The 15,504-nt window shown below is 73.9% G+C and carries 15 protein-coding genes; 6 read left to right on the forward strand and 9 right to left on the reverse strand.

All coding sequences use genetic code 11. The features are described 5' to 3' along the window. Positions 1-135: 135 nt before the first annotated feature. A complete protein-coding gene (locus tag MOX02_RS31000) occupies positions 136-312 on the forward strand; it encodes a hypothetical protein (RefSeq protein WP_170267679.1) in 177 nt (58 codons plus the stop codon). An 80-nt stretch (positions 313-392) separates the two neighbouring features. Next, entirely contained in the window at positions 393-2,735 is a 2,343-nt protein-coding gene (locus tag MOX02_RS05665) for an Orn/Lys/Arg family decarboxylase (RefSeq protein WP_147024830.1), read from the forward strand. 178 nt (positions 2,736-2,913) lie between these two features. On the opposite strand, the gene MOX02_RS05670 is transcribed toward MOX02_RS05665, so the two are convergent. The 5 genes from MOX02_RS05670 to MOX02_RS05690 form a co-directional block, all read right to left on the reverse strand. Then, positions 2,914-3,801, reverse strand: coding sequence for a collagen-like protein (locus tag MOX02_RS05670; protein WP_147024831.1), 888 nt, complete (start codon positions 3,799-3,801; stop codon positions 2,914-2,916). An 85-nt stretch (positions 3,802-3,886) separates the two neighbouring features. Next, positions 3,887-4,180 carry a PilZ domain-containing protein gene (locus MOX02_RS05675; protein ID WP_147024832.1) on the reverse strand — a complete coding sequence of 98 codons (294 nt, stop codon included), beginning with the start codon at positions 4,178-4,180 and terminating at the stop codon, positions 3,887-3,889. Positions 4,181-4,288: 108 nt separating this feature from the next. Beyond that, entirely contained in the window at positions 4,289-4,792 is a 504-nt protein-coding gene (locus MOX02_RS05680) for a DUF992 domain-containing protein (protein ID WP_147024833.1), read from the reverse strand. Positions 4,793-4,952: 160 nt separating this feature from the next. Next, positions 4,953-6,164 carry a type II secretion system F family protein gene (locus MOX02_RS05685; RefSeq protein ID WP_147024834.1) on the reverse strand — a complete coding sequence of 404 codons (1,212 nt, stop codon included), beginning with the start codon at positions 6,162-6,164 and terminating at the stop codon, positions 4,953-4,955. Further along, entirely contained in the window at positions 6,164-7,912 is a 1,749-nt protein-coding gene (locus MOX02_RS05690) for a GspE/PulE family protein (RefSeq protein ID WP_147024835.1), read from the reverse strand. Before MOX02_RS05690 ends, MOX02_RS05685 begins: the two co-directional genes overlap by 1 nt. Before the next feature lie 124 nt (positions 7,913-8,036). Here MOX02_RS05690 and MOX02_RS05695 point away from each other — a divergent pair, with 124 nt between their 5' ends. Genes MOX02_RS05695 through MOX02_RS05705 form a run of 3 tightly spaced genes read left to right on the forward strand, consistent with a single transcriptional unit; the run spans position 8,037 to position 10,191 of the window. Beyond that, positions 8,037-9,113 (forward strand): hypothetical protein, encoded by a 1,077-nt coding sequence (locus MOX02_RS05695; RefSeq protein ID WP_147024836.1) that lies wholly within the window; start codon positions 8,037-8,039, stop codon positions 9,111-9,113. Continuing rightward, positions 9,110-9,640 (forward strand): GspMb/PilO family protein, encoded by a 531-nt coding sequence (locus MOX02_RS05700; RefSeq protein WP_147024837.1) that lies wholly within the window; start codon positions 9,110-9,112, stop codon positions 9,638-9,640. Before MOX02_RS05695 ends, MOX02_RS05700 begins: the two co-directional genes overlap by 4 nt. Beyond that, a complete protein-coding gene (locus MOX02_RS05705; protein ID WP_147024838.1) occupies positions 9,637-10,191 on the forward strand; it encodes a hypothetical protein in 555 nt (184 codons plus the stop codon). The genes MOX02_RS05700 and MOX02_RS05705 overlap by 4 nt, the downstream gene beginning before the upstream one ends. Positions 10,192-10,234: 43 nt before the next feature. Here MOX02_RS05705 and MOX02_RS32045 read toward each other — a convergent pair whose 3' ends face one another. The 3 genes from MOX02_RS32045 to gspG all read right to left on the reverse strand — a co-directional run bounded on the left by MOX02_RS32045 (position 10,235) and on the right by gspG (position 13,304). Further along, the gene (locus MOX02_RS32045) at positions 10,235-11,284 is read right to left on the reverse strand and encodes a type II secretion system protein GspD (RefSeq protein ID WP_170267682.1); all 1,050 of its coding nucleotides are present in this window, start codon (positions 11,282-11,284) and stop codon (positions 10,235-10,237) included. After that, the gene (locus MOX02_RS32050) at positions 11,239-12,672 is read right to left on the reverse strand and encodes a secretin N-terminal domain-containing protein (RefSeq protein ID WP_170267684.1); all 1,434 of its coding nucleotides are present in this window, start codon (positions 12,670-12,672) and stop codon (positions 11,239-11,241) included. Before MOX02_RS32050 ends, MOX02_RS32045 begins: the two co-directional genes overlap by 46 nt. 191 nt (positions 12,673-12,863) lie before the next feature. Beyond that, positions 12,864-13,304 (reverse strand): type II secretion system major pseudopilin GspG, encoded by a 441-nt coding sequence (gene gspG / locus MOX02_RS05715; RefSeq protein WP_147024839.1) that lies wholly within the window; start codon positions 13,302-13,304, stop codon positions 12,864-12,866. 300 nt (positions 13,305-13,604) lie between these two features. Between gspG and MOX02_RS05720 the strand changes: the two genes are divergently transcribed. Beyond that, positions 13,605-14,432 carry a hypothetical protein gene (locus tag MOX02_RS05720; protein WP_238179130.1) on the forward strand — a complete coding sequence of 276 codons (828 nt, stop codon included), beginning with the start codon at positions 13,605-13,607 and terminating at the stop codon, positions 14,430-14,432. 61 nt (positions 14,433-14,493) lie between these two features. Here MOX02_RS05720 and MOX02_RS05725 read toward each other — a convergent pair whose 3' ends face one another. After that, positions 14,494-15,267 carry a hypothetical protein gene (locus MOX02_RS05725; protein ID WP_147024840.1) on the reverse strand — a complete coding sequence of 258 codons (774 nt, stop codon included), beginning with the start codon at positions 15,265-15,267 and terminating at the stop codon, positions 14,494-14,496. Between the last annotated feature and the right edge of the window lie 237 nt (positions 15,268-15,504).

Raw genomic sequence — 15,504 nt, forward strand, 5'->3', positions numbered from 1 at the left:
TTGGTTGTATTGGAAGGCACCGCGGCGAAGGACGGTTCCGCGCCCGGATTGCCGCCTGTCGGCCGGGCCCCGGCCGAGCCTTTCGGGAGATCCGCCCTATCTCCCGGGTCCCGCAACCGAACGAGAGGAACCGTGATGGCGAACGACAGTGGCATCCGCGACCGCGCCGAGACCCGCGCTGCCAAGCAGCGGGAACGCGAGATCGCGGGCGCCCTCGCCTGGCAGGACCACGAGGCGGAGCAGCGCGCGATCGAGGAGCGGACGCAGAGATTGCGGGCCCAGCGCCTCGCCCGCGAGGCCGAGAAGGGCTGAAGCGCCCGCCGAACCGGCTTCATCGGCCTGTCATGGGCGCGTCTGAGGCTGCGCGCCTCGCCTGAGGAGAGAGCAGCCGCATGGACTTCCACCGCCGCTTCACCGTGCTGATGTGCGCGCCGGCCTTCGACCCGGACGATCTCGAGGGCGCGCGCGTGCAGCAGATCGTGACGGCGGTGGAGGGGCGCGGCTTCGAGGTCGTCCGGGCCCGCCGCGTCGAGGACGCGGCCATCGCCGTGCAGACCGACGCCGCCATCGGCTGCATGGTGGTCGACTGGGGCAAGCGCGGCCTCGACGGCAAGGCCGCCGCGCTCATCAACATGATGCGCAAGCGCGGCCTGGAGATGCCGATCGTCATCATGGTTCGGCGCAAGCGCCTCGAGGACATCCCGGTCGAGCTCCTCGACTTCATCGACGGCTACATCTTCCTGGCGGAAGAGACTCCCGAATTCATCGCCCGCGGCCTCGTCTCCCGGGTGACGCAGTACGCCGAGACCCTGAAGACGCCGTTCTTCGGGGCGCTCGTCGACTACGCCGAGAAGGGCAACCAGCTCTGGACCTGCCCGGGCCACAACGGCGGCATCTTCTACAACCGCTCGCCGATCGGGCGGATCTTCGTGGAGCATCTCGGCGAGGCGATCTTCCGCGACGACCTCGACAATTCCGTGCTCGACCTCGGCGACCTCCTCACCCACGAGGGCCCGGCCCTGAAGGCGCAGAAGGAGGCCGCCCAGATCTTCGGCGCGGAGAAGACCTACTTCGTCCTCAACGGCACCTCGGCCTCGAACAAGATCGTGCTCTCGGCGCTCGTGGCGGAGGGCGACCTCGTCCTGTTCGACCGCAACAACCACAAGGCCGCCCACCACGGCGCGCTCTTCCTCGGCGGCGGCATCCCGATCTTCCTGGAGACCGACCGCAACGCCTACGGGCTGATCGGCCCGATCTACGCGGAAGCGCTCGACGAGCGCGCGATCCGCGAGAAGATCCGCACCAATCCCCTCGTCACGGACCCGGAGGCGTGGCGGCGCAAGCGGCCCTTCCGCGTCGCCGTGATCGAGCAGTGCACCTACGACGGCACGATCTACGACGCGCAAGCGATCCTGGAGCGGATCGGGCACCTGTGCGACTATATCCTGTTCGACGAGGCCTGGGCGGGCTTCATGAAGTTCCACCCCCTCTTCGCGGGCCGCTTCGCGATGGGGCTCAAGGGCCTCGGGCCGGATTCGCCGGGCATCATCGCCACGCAATCGACCCACAAGCAGCTGGCGAGCTTCAGCCAAGCCTCGCAGATCCACACCCGGGACAGCCACATCCGGGGCCAGGACCGGCGCGTGGAGCACCGGCGCCTGAACGAGAGCTTCCTCGTCCACGCCTCGACCTCGCCCTTCTACCCGCTCTTCGCCTCCCTCGACGTCGGCGCCCAGATGATGAAGGGCCGCTCCGGCGTGGTGCTGTGGGACGACACGATCCGCCTCGGCATCGAGTGGCGCAAGAAGGTCCGCGCCATCCGCCGCGAGTTCGAGGAGAAGCGCGACGGCGACCCGCGCGAGCGCTGGTTCTTCGACCCCTTCGTGCCCGACACGGTGCGGGACGCGGACGGGGCCGAGGTGCCCTGGGAGAGCCTCTCGACGGACGAGCTCGCGGCCGACCCGCGCCACTGGGAATTGCGCCCCGGCGCCGCCTGGCACGGCTTCGGCCACGTGAGCCCGGGCTACGCCATGACGGACCCGAACAAGCTGACGGTGCTCACCCCCGGCTTCGACCGGACGACCGGCGCCTACGCCGAGCACGGCGTGCCGGCGCCCATCGTCGCGCAGTACCTGCGCGAGAACCGGATCGTGCCGGAGAAGAACGACCTCAACTCGCTGCTCTTCCTGCTGACGCCGGGCGTCGAATCCTCGAAGGCCGGCACGCTGATCTCCGGCCTCGTCGCCTTCAAGCGGCTGCACGACGACAACGTGGCCCTGGAGGAAGCCATGCCCGAGTTCGTGCGCCGCAGGCCGCACCGCTACCGGGGCGTGCGCCTGCGCGACCTCTGCGCGGAGTTCCACGCCTTCCACCGGGAATCCGGCACCTCGGCGCTCCAGCGCAAGCAGTTCGCGCCCGAGCACCTGCCGGAGATGGTGCTGCCGCCGAAGGCCGCCGCCCAGATGCTGACGCGCAACCGCGTCGACTACGTGCCGATCGCCGAAGCCGAGGGGCGGATCGCCACGACGCTGCTGCTCGTCTACCCGCCCGGCATCGGCACCGTGCTGCCCGGCGAGCGGATCGACGCCCGCGCCAGGCCGATGCTCGACTATTTCAAGATGTTCGAGCGCTCGGCGAACCTGTTCCCGGGCTTCGAGGCCGAGATCCAGGGCGTCTACCGCGAGGTCGACCCGGACGGGCGCATCCGCTTCCACACCTACGTGATGCGCGAGTGAGCGGCGCCCCACCCATCGCCGCCTGCCGCCCCGACGCCTTCGAATGAATCGCGGGTCCCCTCTCCCGTTCGCGAGAGGGACAGGGTGGGGGGTGTGCACTTTTCGGAGATGTCGCACCCCTCACCCGGTCGGCTGTCGCCGACTCGACCTCTCCCGAACGGGAGAGGTGGGTGCCGGCTCAGGGCCGGCGCGTCTTCTCCCGTCCCGTCTGCGCGAAGGGCGTCGCCTGCGCGTCGGCCTCTCCGAGGAGCTGCCTCTTGGCGCAGATGGCCCGCGCCGTGATCGGGCCGGGCTTCGCGCCCATCGACAGGCAGTAGATGCTGCTCTCGTCCATGCCCGGCCGGTCGCCCGCGCTGCAGGTGCCGTTCACCGCGAACTCGTCGGCCGCGCAGGTCGCGACGCAGCGCCCGCCCTCGCCGCAATTCGCCGTCTGCACCCGCAGGGCCGCGACGACCGCGCCGCTGCGGCCCTCGGCGCCGGAGGGACCGGGCGGACCGGGCGGGCCCGCGGGCCCCGGCTCGCCGCGGGGTCCCGCCGGACCGGCGGCGCCGACGGGGCCCGGAGGACCGGCGGGCCCGGCCTGTCCCGCAGGTCCGGCCGGGCCGACCTCGCCCCGCGCGCCCTGCGGGCCTTCCGGCCCCTGCGGGCCGGCGACGCCCTGAGGCCCGCGCGGGCCGACCTGGGGCCCGACCTGGGGCGCGGTCGGCGCCACCGCCGGGACGATCGCCGGCACGGCCGCGCGCGCGGCGGGGGGCGGGATCGCCGGCCCCTCGGGCCCGCGCTGCCCGCAGAAGCCGACGACCGCCTGGCGCACGTCCGGGCCGGCCTTCAGCGTCACCATGCAGCTCGGCGGGTGGTAGGCGAGGCGGAACAGGAAGCGACCCTCCTTGTCCGCCACGATCTGGCTGCGGTCATCGAGGACGATCGTCGCCGATTGCGCAGGATTGACCCGCCCGCTGACCCGCAATTCCCCGCCGGTGATCATGGCCTGATCGATGATCATGTCGGCGAGGGCCGGAACGGGGATCGTCAGCAGGGAGGCCAGAAGGAACGCGGTACGGGACATCCACCCAGCCTCTGAGCGCCGGCGATCAGGGCCAGGAGGGTAATGCGCCCCTCAGGGAGCGTCCACGAAGCGTGCGCAACCAGACTCAGTCCCGGGCGGCCGGCGGGCCGGCCTCCGGGGCGTCGGGCGGCTCGAAGGCGATGCCGATCTCGGGGCCTCGCCGCCAGACGAGGCGGACGGGCCGCGCCGCCAGCGCCCCGAGCCGCAGCGCGAAGCGGACGGGCAGGAGACCGATCTCCGCGAAGGCGAGCCGGGCGCCCGCCGCGGACAGGTCGGTGACGGCGCAGGGGAGCCGCCGCCCGTTCGCGAGCCCGACGGAGCCGGGCAGGTCGACCGGCCGCCGCTCCGTCCCCCTGCGATCGCTGCCGAGGAATGCCATCGTGCCCCTCCTCCGGGAGAGGTTCCGAGGCTCGCCGCCGCAGGGTTGACGGAGCGTGACCGGGCGCGCGCCATCAACAGATGGGTCGGTCCCGTACCGGGGGCGGGCTCAGTCGAGGGCTGCCCGCGCCGGCGCCGGCTCGGCGGCGAGGCGCAGGCGCGGCTGGACCAGGGTCGCGGGCTCGCCCGCGCCGCGGCCGATCCGCCGGAGCACGGCGCCCTCGCCCCGCAGGTCGATCACGACCGCCGCGTCCCGGGCGCGGCCGCCCTCGTCGAGGGCGAGGGAGGCCGTGAACAGCCCGTCGAGCTGGCCGGGCCGGCTCGTGCCGGTCTCGGTCATCACCCGCCACGCCAGGGGCCCGGCCGGCAGGGCGGCCCCGCGCTCGAACAGAGCCCGGTAGGACTGGCGGGCGCCCTCGCCCGCCGGCGCGAAGATGCAGTCCGCGACCGGCGTGAGCCCGACGACGAGGCCGAGGTCGCCGTTGCGCGTGCAGGTCAGGGTGCCGGCCTCCCGGGAGGGGACCTCCGTGAGGGTGCCGCGGGCGTAGGGCGCGGTGGCGATGAGCACCGCGCAGGTGGCGGCGACGGAGAAGGCGATGACTTCCGAACGCATGGGATGCCCCTTCGAGTTCTTGCTCGCGCGCTTCGTCGTGGAAGCGTTGCGTTAACCCTGTGGGGCAGGCCCGTTGCGGGCGTATTCCGTCCTCTGTTTCGTGGCGGCTCCGGGATCGGCCGGCCGACGCAACACGCGGCTGGCCGGACGCTGCCGGCCGCTACTGCGTGAGTTCGGCGACGCCGAGGATCGCGCCCATCACCGAGACGATCAGGCCGCCGATGAGCCCGCCGATCGCCACCGTGACGAGGGGTGTCAGGAGCGCGAGGAGGCGGTCGACCCGCTCGCGCGTCTGGGTCTCGTGCATCTCGGCGGCGTGGAGCAGCACGGAGCCCAGGCGGTTCACCTGCTCGCCGCTCGCGATCAGGCTCAGCGTGGCGGGGGCGTAGGGCTGGAGCGCCGCGAGGCCGGAGGCGAGGCTGCCGCCCTCGGTGAGCCGCCGCCCGGCCTCGCCGAGAGCTGCCCGGAACAGGTGGTTGCGCGGCAGCGGGCGGGCCGCGGCGACCGCGTCGGGGATCGGCACCTCGGCCACCAGCAGGGTGCCGAGCACGCGGCAGATCCGGCCGAGCTCGGCCCCGACCACGATCTCGCGCACGAGCGGCAGGCGCAGGGCGAGGGCGGAGCGCGCGCCCGCGAAGCCCGGCCGGTTCCAGGCCCGCGCGAGCCCGGCCGCCGCGAGGACGAGGCCGCAGAGGAGCGCGGGCCAGTGGCGGCCGAGCCCCTCGCCGAGGGCGGAAGCGACGCGGATCACGAGCGGGGGCGCCCGCCCCGTGCCCTCGAAGAGCGGCGCGAGGGCCGGGACCAGCACGCCGATGACCATGGCGAGGGTGCCGAGCGCCATCAGGATGAGGAGGCTCGGGTAGACCATCGCGGAGCGCAGGTGGCGCCGCACCGCGTCGCGGCGCTCCAGCGAGGCGGTGAGCGCGGCGATCACGGTGTTGAGCGTGCCGGTCGCCTCGCCGGCCCGCACCGCGTCGACCATGTCCTGCGGGAAGGCCTGGGCGTGGGCCGCCATCGCCCGCGACAGGCTCGCGCCCGCCAGCACGCGGGCAAGGAGGTCGGCCAGGACCGGGCGCAGGGCGGGCGCGGCCTGCCGCTCGACGAGGCGCAGCGCCCGGTCGACGGTCAGCCCCGCCCCGAGCAGGGTGCCGAACTCCTTCAGGAAGGCGATGCGGCCGGCATCGTTCACGCTGTCGCGGCCGAGGAGGTCGCGCCGCCAGAACGCGGTGGCGGCGGCGGCCGGCGCGATCTCGAAGACCTGCAGCCCCTCGGCCCTGAGGGCCGCGACCGCGCGCTCGCGCGCCTCGGCCTCGATCCGGCCGGCGCGCAGGCGCCCGTCCGGGGCGTAGGCGCGGTAGGCGAAGGCCGGCATCAGAGCAGCCCCTCGAAGACGCGGCCGACCTCGTCGAGGGTGGTGTCGCCGGAGAGGACGCGGGCCCGCGCCGTGTCGGCGAGGCTCGCCATGCCCGCCTCCCGCGCGCGCCCTTCGAGCGTCCGCTCGTCGGCCCCCTCGCTGATCAGGCCGCGCAGGGTGGCGTCGAGGGGCATGATCTCCGAGACGACCATGCGCCCGCGATAGCCCGAGCCGTTGCAGGCCGGGCAGCCGCAGGCGCGCCGGAGCGTCAGCGGCCGGGAGCCGGGATCGGCGAGCGGCACCCGCAGGCGGATCCGCTCCTCGGCGGTGGCCGGCGCGGCCTCGGCGCAGGCGTCGCAGACGCGCCGCACGAGGCGCTGGGCCACGACGCCGTTGAGCGTCGCGGCGATGAGGAAGGGCGCCACGCCCATGTCGACTAGGCGCGTCACGGTGGCGGGCGCCGAGTTGGTGTGCAGCGTCGAGATGACGAGGTGGCCGGTCAGCGCCGCCTGGACGGCGATCCGCGCGGTTTCGCCGTCGCGGATCTCGCCGACCATCACCACGTCCGGGTCCTGGCGCAGGATGGAGCGGAGGGCGGCGGCGAAGTCGAGGCCGATGCCCGGATGGGCCTGGACCTGGTTCACGCCCGGCATCCGGTACTCGACCGGGTCCTCCACGGTGACGATCTTGAGATGGGTGCCGTTGAGGCGGCGCAGGGCCGCGTAGAGGGTCGTGGTCTTGCCGCTCCCGGTCGGGCCGGTGACGAGGACGAGGCCGTTCGGCCGCGCCGTCATCGCCGCGATCTGGGCGATCGCCGCCGCGTCGAAGCCGAGGCCGGAGAAGTCGTCGACCCGGCGGGACCCGTCCAGCACGCGCAGCACCACGCTCTCGCCGTGGGCGGTCGGCAGGGTCGAGACGCGGATGTCGACGTCCCGCCCCCGGTCCTGCACCTTCATGCGGCCGTCCTGCGGCAGCCGCCGCTCCGCGATGTTGAGGCCGGCGAGGATCTTGATGCGGGTGGTGAGCGGGAGTTGCACCGAGCGGGCGAGGCGCTCGGACTCGATCAGCACGCCGTCGACCCGGTAGCGCACGCGCACGTCCGCCTCCTCGGCCTCGACGTGGATGTCCGAGGCCGACAGCTCGAACGCCTTGCGCACGAGGCGCGCGGCGAGCCGCACGATCGGCGCCTGGCTCGCCACGTCCTGCAGGCGGGCGAGGTCGTCGTCCGCGCCGATCCCGTCGTGATCCTCGGGCGCCGCGTCGCCGTAGACGGCCCGGTGCGCCCGCTCGAAGGCGGAGGGCCCGACGATGGTCACGGCGACCTCCCGGTCGGTGAGGTGCGCGAGCGCAGCCGGCACCTCCGGGTCGAACACGTCGACCGCCGCGACGTCGAGGCGCGTCGCGTCGGCGCGCAGCGGCAGCACCCGGGCGCGGGCGCAGTAATCGGCCCCGATCAGCCCGGGCAGGACGGGCTCGCCCGGCACCTCCTCGTCGCGCAGGAAGGGCAGGCCCGTCGCGTCGGCGAGCGCGCTGACGAGGGTGGTCTCGTGGACGAGGCCGAACTCGGTCAGGAGCAGGGGAAGCGGCCGCCGCCCCGGCAGGTCGAGGGCGGTGAGCGCGCGCTCGTGCCCGCCCGCGTCGAGCACCTGCGCCTCCGCGAGCGCGTCGAGGAACCGGCGTGCCGGATCCTCGCCCGCGCGGCCCGCGCCGCGCCGGTCCGGCCGCGGATGGCGGGGGCGGCTCTTCCCGGCCCAGATGCTCAGCATGTCCGATCCCGCGGCTCGCCCGATCGGCTGCACTCTCGATGAGCAAGCTTAAAGCAATCGAAACATCCGGACGCCCATCATCGCGACAGATGAGTTCCGATCCCATCATACAACTGCAAGTATTGTGTCCGAGCAAACATCTCTCCTGCAGTCGCAGACCGGCCGCATCGGCGCCGCCGCCGGGCGCTGGCTCGCCGATCTCGCCGGCCTGTTCGGCGAGGCGGACGCGCGGCCCGACCGGGCCCGGAGCGACCTCACGGTTCGCCCCGGCACCGCGGCGAGCACGCATCTCGGCGTGATCGACCGCCGGGAGGCGAGCCCGCGCAGCTACAGGCTCGACCGGGATGCGGAGGACCTCGCCGAGCGCCTGCGGGCGATCCGCGGCGGCGGCCGGGGCGCCGTGACGGCGAAGGTGCTGATCGAGCCGGAGATCTGCTTCGTGCGCGCCCTCACCCTGCCGGTGGCCGCGCTGCCGCGGATGCGCGAGGTGCTGGAGCAGGAGCTCGCGGCGGCGACCCCGTTCCGGGCGGAGGCGGTCTACAGCGACTGGTACGTCGAAGGCGAGGACGCGGCGGCGCGGACCCTGCGCGTGCGGCACGTGGTGCTGAAGCGGGCCCGCCTCGACCCCGTCCTCGACACGCTGCGCCGCGCCGGGCTGGAGCCCGGCCCCGTGACGGTCGGGCGTGCCGAGGATCAGGCCATGCCGGTGGACCTCCTGAGCGGGGGGCGCCGCCCGGTGCCGCGGGCGTTGCGCGGCCTGAGGCGCGCCGATCTCGGCCTGCTCGCCCTCGCCCTCGTGCTCGCGGGCACCGCGCTCGCTCTCCTGCGCGCGCACCAGGAGGCGACGCTGGCGAGCCTCGACGCGGCGATCCTCTCGGCCCGCCGCGCCGCCACGCCCGACCTGCCGCCCCCGCTCCTGGCGGCGAGCCGGCGCCTCGCCGCCGCGCGGGCGGGTCGGCCGGGCCTGGACCGGACCTGGGAGACGGTCGCCGCCGCCCTGCCCGACACGGCCTCCGCTGAGAGGCTGCGCCTGGAACCGGCCGGCCTCAGCCTGACGCTGCTGACGCGCGAACCCGAGGCGGCCCGGCGGGCGCTCGCGACGATCCCCGGCTTCGGGCCTCCGGGCCCGCCGGCAGAGGCGGATCAGGCGGGCGGGCGGATCGTCCTCACCCTGCCGGCGACCGCGGGAGCCGCGCCGTGATCGGGCCTATCGCCGGGCGGATCGGGCGGCCGGGCGCCACCATCCTGGCCGCCGGGCTCGTGCTCGCCGGCCTTCTTAGCGCCGGGCAGGTCGTGGGCGGCCTGCTCGACGCGCGCGCCGAGATCGCGGAGGCCCGCGCCCGTCTCGGCCACCTGCAGGCCGCGGCGGGCCGGCCGCCGCCCGCCGCGCCGCTCTCGGGCGGCGACGAGGCGGCGCTTCTCGGCGCTTTCCGGGCCCGGCTCGACGCGCTCGCGAGCGGGCGCGCCCTCGTCATCGACGGGGCGCGCGTCGAGGCCGATCCGGGGAGCCCGACGCTGCCGCGCCTGCACGCGCAGATGCGCGGCACCGCCGAGGCCCTGCACGGGCTCCTCGCGGCGCTGGAGGCGGGGCCGCCCCTCGTGGTCGTGGAGGCCGCGGAGATCGGCATCGCGCGGCCCGCGGACGCGGTGGAGGAGCGGCCGACCGCCCTGCGCCTCGACCTCACCGCCCGCGGCGCGGTGCTGCCGGCCGCGGACGCGCCGCGATGAACCGCGAGCACGCTGCCCGCCTCTCCGGCCTCGCGGCGGCGCTCGGCGCGACGGGCCGGGTGCCGCGGGCGCTCGCCGCGGGCGCGGCGCTGGCCGCCCTCGCCGCCGGCCTGTGGCCGGTCGACGGGTCGGCGCCGGCCGAGCCGCGGGCGCCCGAGCTCGTCGCCGCCCCGGCCGCCGCGCAGGCGGCGCTCGCCCGGCCGCTGTTCGACCCGGGCCGGCGTGCCTGGACGGCCCGCGGCAGCCTCGACGACGTCACCGGCGCCCCGGCGCCCGAGATACGGCTGCGGGTGGTCGGGATCCTCCTCGACGGGACCAGCCGGCGCGCCCTCGTCGATGACGGGAGCGGCCCCCCGGTCTGGCTCGCGGAAGGCGAGGGCCGCGGCTCCTGGCGCATCCTGTCCATCGCGCCGGACCGCGTCGCCGTCGCGGACGGGGTGGGCACCCGCACGGCGGAGTTCCTGGGCGAACCCGTGCCGGTGCGCCCGGAACGGCGCGCCCGCGCCGCCGATGCGGGCCTCCGGCCGGCGCTCGGCACATCGTCGCCCTGACCCCCGCGCGCATCGACAGCCTCGGGACGGGAGCGGCCGCCTCCTAATCGATCATCCGGCGCAGCAGGCCCTGGCTGCCCGCCGGGATCTCCGTCAGCGGCGGAGGGGGCGGCACGGGGCGGATCGGCATCATCGCCCGGAACTGCTCGCGGAAATCCCCGGTGATGCGGTCGGCATCCGCGGTGCCGCGGATAACCTTGGGGCGGATGAACACGATCAGCTCGGTGCGCACGCGCGCGTCGACGCGGTTGCGGAAGGCGGCGCCGACGAGGGGCAGGTCGCCCAGGAGCGGCACGCTCTCGGAGCCGATCTGCGCCTTCTCCTGCACGAGGCCGCCGATGGCGAGGCTGTGGCCGTCGTTCACCGCGACGCTCGTCGCCACCCGGCGCTGGCGGATGGTCGGCGAGTTGATGGCGGAGCTCGTGGTCGGGACGACGTCGCTGACCTCCTGGTTGATGTCGAGGACGACGAGGCCGTTCTTGTTGACCCGCGGCGTCACCGACAGGATCACGCCCGTGTCCTTCAGCTCGATCTGGTTGAGAATCGGCGCGCCGGCCGCCAGCGCGCTCTGGCCCGACTGCTTCACGATGGGCACTTGGTCGCCGATCTGGAGCCGGGCCGTGCGGTTGTCGAGCACGGTGATGTTGGGCGAGGAGATGACGTTGACCCGGGTGATGCCGCGCAGGGCGTTCAGCACCACGTTGAAGTCGGCGTTGTTCAACAGGTAGTTGAAGCCCGTCACCCCGCGCGCCGCCGCCGCGATCAGGCCGGCGGTGCCGCCCGTCGCCGCGCTCGCCGCGCCGATGGTCGTGGCCTGGGCGAGGTTGAGACGCGAGCCGCCGTTCTTGAGGAACCACTGCACGCCGAACTCGAGGCTGTCGTTGAGCGTCACCTCGGCGATCACGGTCTCGAGGAGCACCTGCGTCGGCATCGCGTCGAGGCGGCCGAGGATCTTGAGGATCTTGTCGTACTGGTTGCGGGTGGCCGAGATGACGAGGCTGTTGTTGGCCTCGTCGGCCACGATGCCGATCGCGTCGCGCCGGCCGTTCATCCCGGCCGCGCCGTAGCCGGCATCCGGAGCGTATCCGCCCATCCCCGCCGCGCCGAGTCCGCCCGCCGTCGGGAACGCGCCCGCCTCGGGCGCGAGGGCGCCCGGCGCCGCGGCCCGAAGCCGTCGCCCGCGCGCAGCGGCGGCGTCGCCGAGAGGGCGCCCGCGCCGCCGACGCCGGCGGGCGAGGCACCCGCCCCGTACTCTCCCCCGCCGAAGCCGCCCGCGAGACCGCCGCCCGCAAGGCCGCCGCCCGCGAGACCGCCTCCGGGGAGCCCGCCTCCCGCGAGGCCCGACGGCCCACCGAGGGCGCCCGCGCCGAATCCGGCCGGTCCGCCGAGAGCGCCGCTCCCGAACCCCGCTCCCCCGAACCCCGCGGCACCGAAGCCCTGTCCGCCGAGGCCCTGACTGCCGAAGCCCTGCCCGCCATAACCCTGCCCGAGGGCGACGCTGGAGCCGGTCTCGGCGGCGACCACACCCTGAAGGACGGCGGCAAGCTCGCGCGCCGAGCGGTTCTGGATCCGGTAGACGAAGAGCTGGCGCTCGCGCTCGGCGGCGAGATCCTCCAGCCGCGCCACCCATTCGCGGGCGCGGTCGAGATAGGCGGCCCGCGCGCTCACCACCAGGATGGCGCTGAGGGGCTCGTTGGGCACGAAGCGGATGATGTCGCCGCTGCCCGTCGCCTCGCTCGCGAAGATGTGGGTGAGGTCGCGGGCGATGGCCGTCGGGTTGGCGCTGCGCACGGGCAGGACCGCCGTCGACATGCCGCGCATCCAGTCGACGTCGAAGACCGCGATGGTCTGGCGCAGGGCCTGGATCTGCGCGGCGTCGCCCGACAGGATCAGGAGGTTGCGGGTGCGGTCGGCCCGCAGCACCACCTCGCGCGGGGCCACCGCGGCCAGAATCGCCTGCATCTCGACCGCCGAGATCCAGCGCAGCGGCACCGCCTGACTGCCGGGGGCCGCCTCGCCGGCCTCGGAGAGCCGGCGCACGGGCGTCACGCTGCCGGGGGTGCCGGCCGGCACGATCTGGACGCTGCTGCCCCGCCGCCTCAGGGCGACGCCGCGGCTCGACAGGGCCGTCTCGAACAGGGAGAGCAGGACCTCGCGCCGGACCGGACCGCCGGTCTGGAGGGTCAGCGTGCCGGTCACGCGCTCGTCGATGCTGTAGCTCCAGCCCAGCGTGTCGGCGATGACCGCCTTGGCGGCCACGGCGACGGGCACCTCGACGAGGTTGAGGCTGACCGGACCGCCGGCGAGCGCGGCCGCAGGCGCCGCCTCGCCGCCGACGAACTGGTCCGTGCCCCGCCGCAGAAGCGGCTGCACCGGCCGGGCCGGCCGCGCACCGGGAGTGTCGATCGCCTCGGGCTCGGCCGCCGACGCGGCGGAGGCGAGGGCGAGGCCAAGGATCAGGAACGCGCTCGACCGTCCCATACCCTTCGCCTCGATCGAAACCGGAACTTCTGCAATCGAAGGTGCGCGAACTATGGTTAACGCCCACTTAATCGACAGAAGAAGAACAATATTTGTTCTCCCGGCGGCACTATTCTATCTCTGATTGTATTTGCTTCAGCTGACTTGATCCGCCGGCCGACCCGGCGCGCGGCGCCCGCGCCGGGGCATCGTCAGTGGCTCGCGACGTCGGCCTTGTCGCCGGTGCCGCCGGACTTGCCGTCCGCGCCGAGGGAGTAGACCTCGTAGGGTCCGCCGCCGATGCCGGGCGAGCGGTAGAGGTACGGCTGGCCCCACGGGTCGGTCAGGCCTCTGGCATCGCGCACGTAAGGCCCCCGCCAACCGATGCCGCCGGGCGGCGCGGCGACGAGCGCGGCGAGGCCCTGCCCGGTCGTCGGGTAGGTCCCGTTGTCGAGGTAGTAGAGTTCCACCGCCTGGGCGATGTTCTTCACCTGGATCCGAGCGGTCTCACCCTTGGCACGGCCGAGATAGCCGAGCACCTGCGGCGTCACCATCGTGGCGATCATCCCGATGATCGCCAATACAACCAACAGTTCGACGAGGGAGAAGCCTGACTCGCCCGTATCTTCCGTCCTGCGATATCCGGTACGCATCTCTCACCTATACATCTTTTGGTTGAATATCTGATTTGTTCAACCACAGTACTTGATACACGTAAACAAACCTCGATCTTTGTGACGATAAACAGATCAATGGGGCGAATTTTCAGGATCTGTGTTGGATCTTTCTTCACCGGCACTCTTCGATCCTCCGTCGAGCTCGCTGCCTCGCGAGCGCTACAGGGAACGGCGGACGAGATGGCGATGGCCTTGGCACCGAGACCTGCACACCCGAGCAGCCCGCCTCCGCGCGGGCAGGACCCGTCTCGGGAGAGCCGCCGGTCCGGCATAGCCGTGGCGGGCCTGGTGCTGGCGGCGGGGCTCGCCTCGGGCGTCGCGCCGGCTCTGGCCGCCCCGCTCACCCTGCCGCTGCCCGAACCATTGCCGCCGGTGAAGCTGCTGACGTTCCTCGTCGGGCTGCACCTGATCGGCCTCTGCTTCGGCCTCGGCGGCGCGACGATGCTCGACTTCTGGATCCTGCGCTGGATGCGCTGGGGCGGCATGCCGCCGGAGATCGAGCGGACCTTCCACTTCATCAGCAAGGTCGTCGCGGTGGGGATCGGGCTGCTCTGGCTGTCCGGCCTCGGCTTCCTGGCCCTCTACACCGTCGAGGCACCGGAGAAGCTCGCCAACCCGAAGCTCTGGGCGAAGATCACCGTCGTGGCGGTGCTCACGGTCAACGGTGCGCTGATCCACGCCCTCGTCCTGCCGAACGTGCTGAAGGACGTGCGCCGGCCGATGCTGCAGGGAGTCTCCCGGATCGAGACCGGCATCTTCCTCGCCTCGGGGGCGATCTCGGGCGTCTCCTGGTACACGGCCTTCGCCCTCGGCCTGATGCGCGAGCTGAACGACCGGGTCTCCCTCGGCCTGCTGCTGAGCCTCTGGCTCGCCGCGGTCGTCGCGTCCTGCCTCGGCGCCCTGATCCTGTGGCGGCGCCTGCGCCGTGCCGGGATCCTGGCGCGCGCAGCCTTCCTGCCGCCGCTCGACCCGCCGGACGCGGCGCCCGAGACCCGCATCCCGGCGCACCGGATGGTCGCGGTGCGCCGCCCCCTCGGCGGCCCGACCCGCGCGCGGGGGCGTGTTCACGCACGGCTCACCGCGACCGGGATGGCACCCGGGTAACGGCCGCTCCGCCCGAACGAGGCGGAGACGGCGCCGGCGGGGCTTCCGGGCCGCGCCGGGATCACGCCGCGGAGCAGCGCTGCAGACGGCCGACGCCGACCTCCCAGGATTCGGGACAGGATCCGGGGCCGTACCCCCGCGCAGGCACGGGGCTGGGCGCCGCGAGGCCGTGGGTCGCCAGGGTTTCCAGGGCGGCGCGGGCCTTCCCGGCCGCGACGTTCGTGAGCGCGCAGAGGTTATCGAGCTGGAGCAGGACCCGGTCCTCGCCAGGGCGCCCGAGGGCGCACAGGCAGAGATAGACCTTGAGGGCGTGCAGGTCGCCGGCCTGACGGGTCGAGAAGCGGCGCAGGTCCACGGGGGCGGGCTCGCCCGGCTTCGGGGGAAGCGTCCGGTACGGCAGGCGCCGCCGGGCGGGCGCCTCGTCGTAGCCTTCGAGGAAGTAGCGCAGGCGCCGGCCCTGGCCCTCCGGCCGGGTGCTGATCAGGCCCTGGTCGGCCAGCAGCTTCTTGCCGGCGGCCACGAGCTGGTGGGACAGGCCCGTCAGCGCGCTCAGCTCCGCGTAGGCGAGGAGCGCCGAGCCGCGCTCGTGCCGGAGCCGGCGCCCCGAGGGGATCTCCAGCGCCAGGGTGAGGAAGATCTTGAGCGCCGCCGTCGAGCGTCCGAGATGGGCCGCGTCATCCCGGAACGCCCGCAGCCCACCCGCCAGGACCCAGTCGCAGGGCATCACCGCGTGGGCGGACGGAACCGGCTCCGGCGCGTCGAAGGATGGGGACAAAGCCCGGTCGAGGCGCAGGAGAACGACCGGCTGACGAGGTGATCCGAGCGCGTACGACATGGCGCAATGGATCTATCCTGCCGCTGAGCGCGTCTCAATATGAATCAACGTGCTTATTATGGCTTCACCCTCACGCGACCCTGCCGGCGCGCGGCGGGAGCCCGGGGGGCGACGCGCCGCCGGGATCCGCCCCGAATCCCGCGCGATCGGCGGCTCCGACCTTCGACGCGCGGGCGACGCCCTGATTCGTCGCGCGGCCGGCGGCCCGGCCGAATGAACAATAGTGCGGAATGTCCC

The sequence above is a fragment of the Methylobacterium oxalidis genome (assembly GCF_007992195.1).
Lineage (GTDB): Bacteria > Pseudomonadota > Alphaproteobacteria > Rhizobiales > Beijerinckiaceae > Methylobacterium > Methylobacterium oxalidis.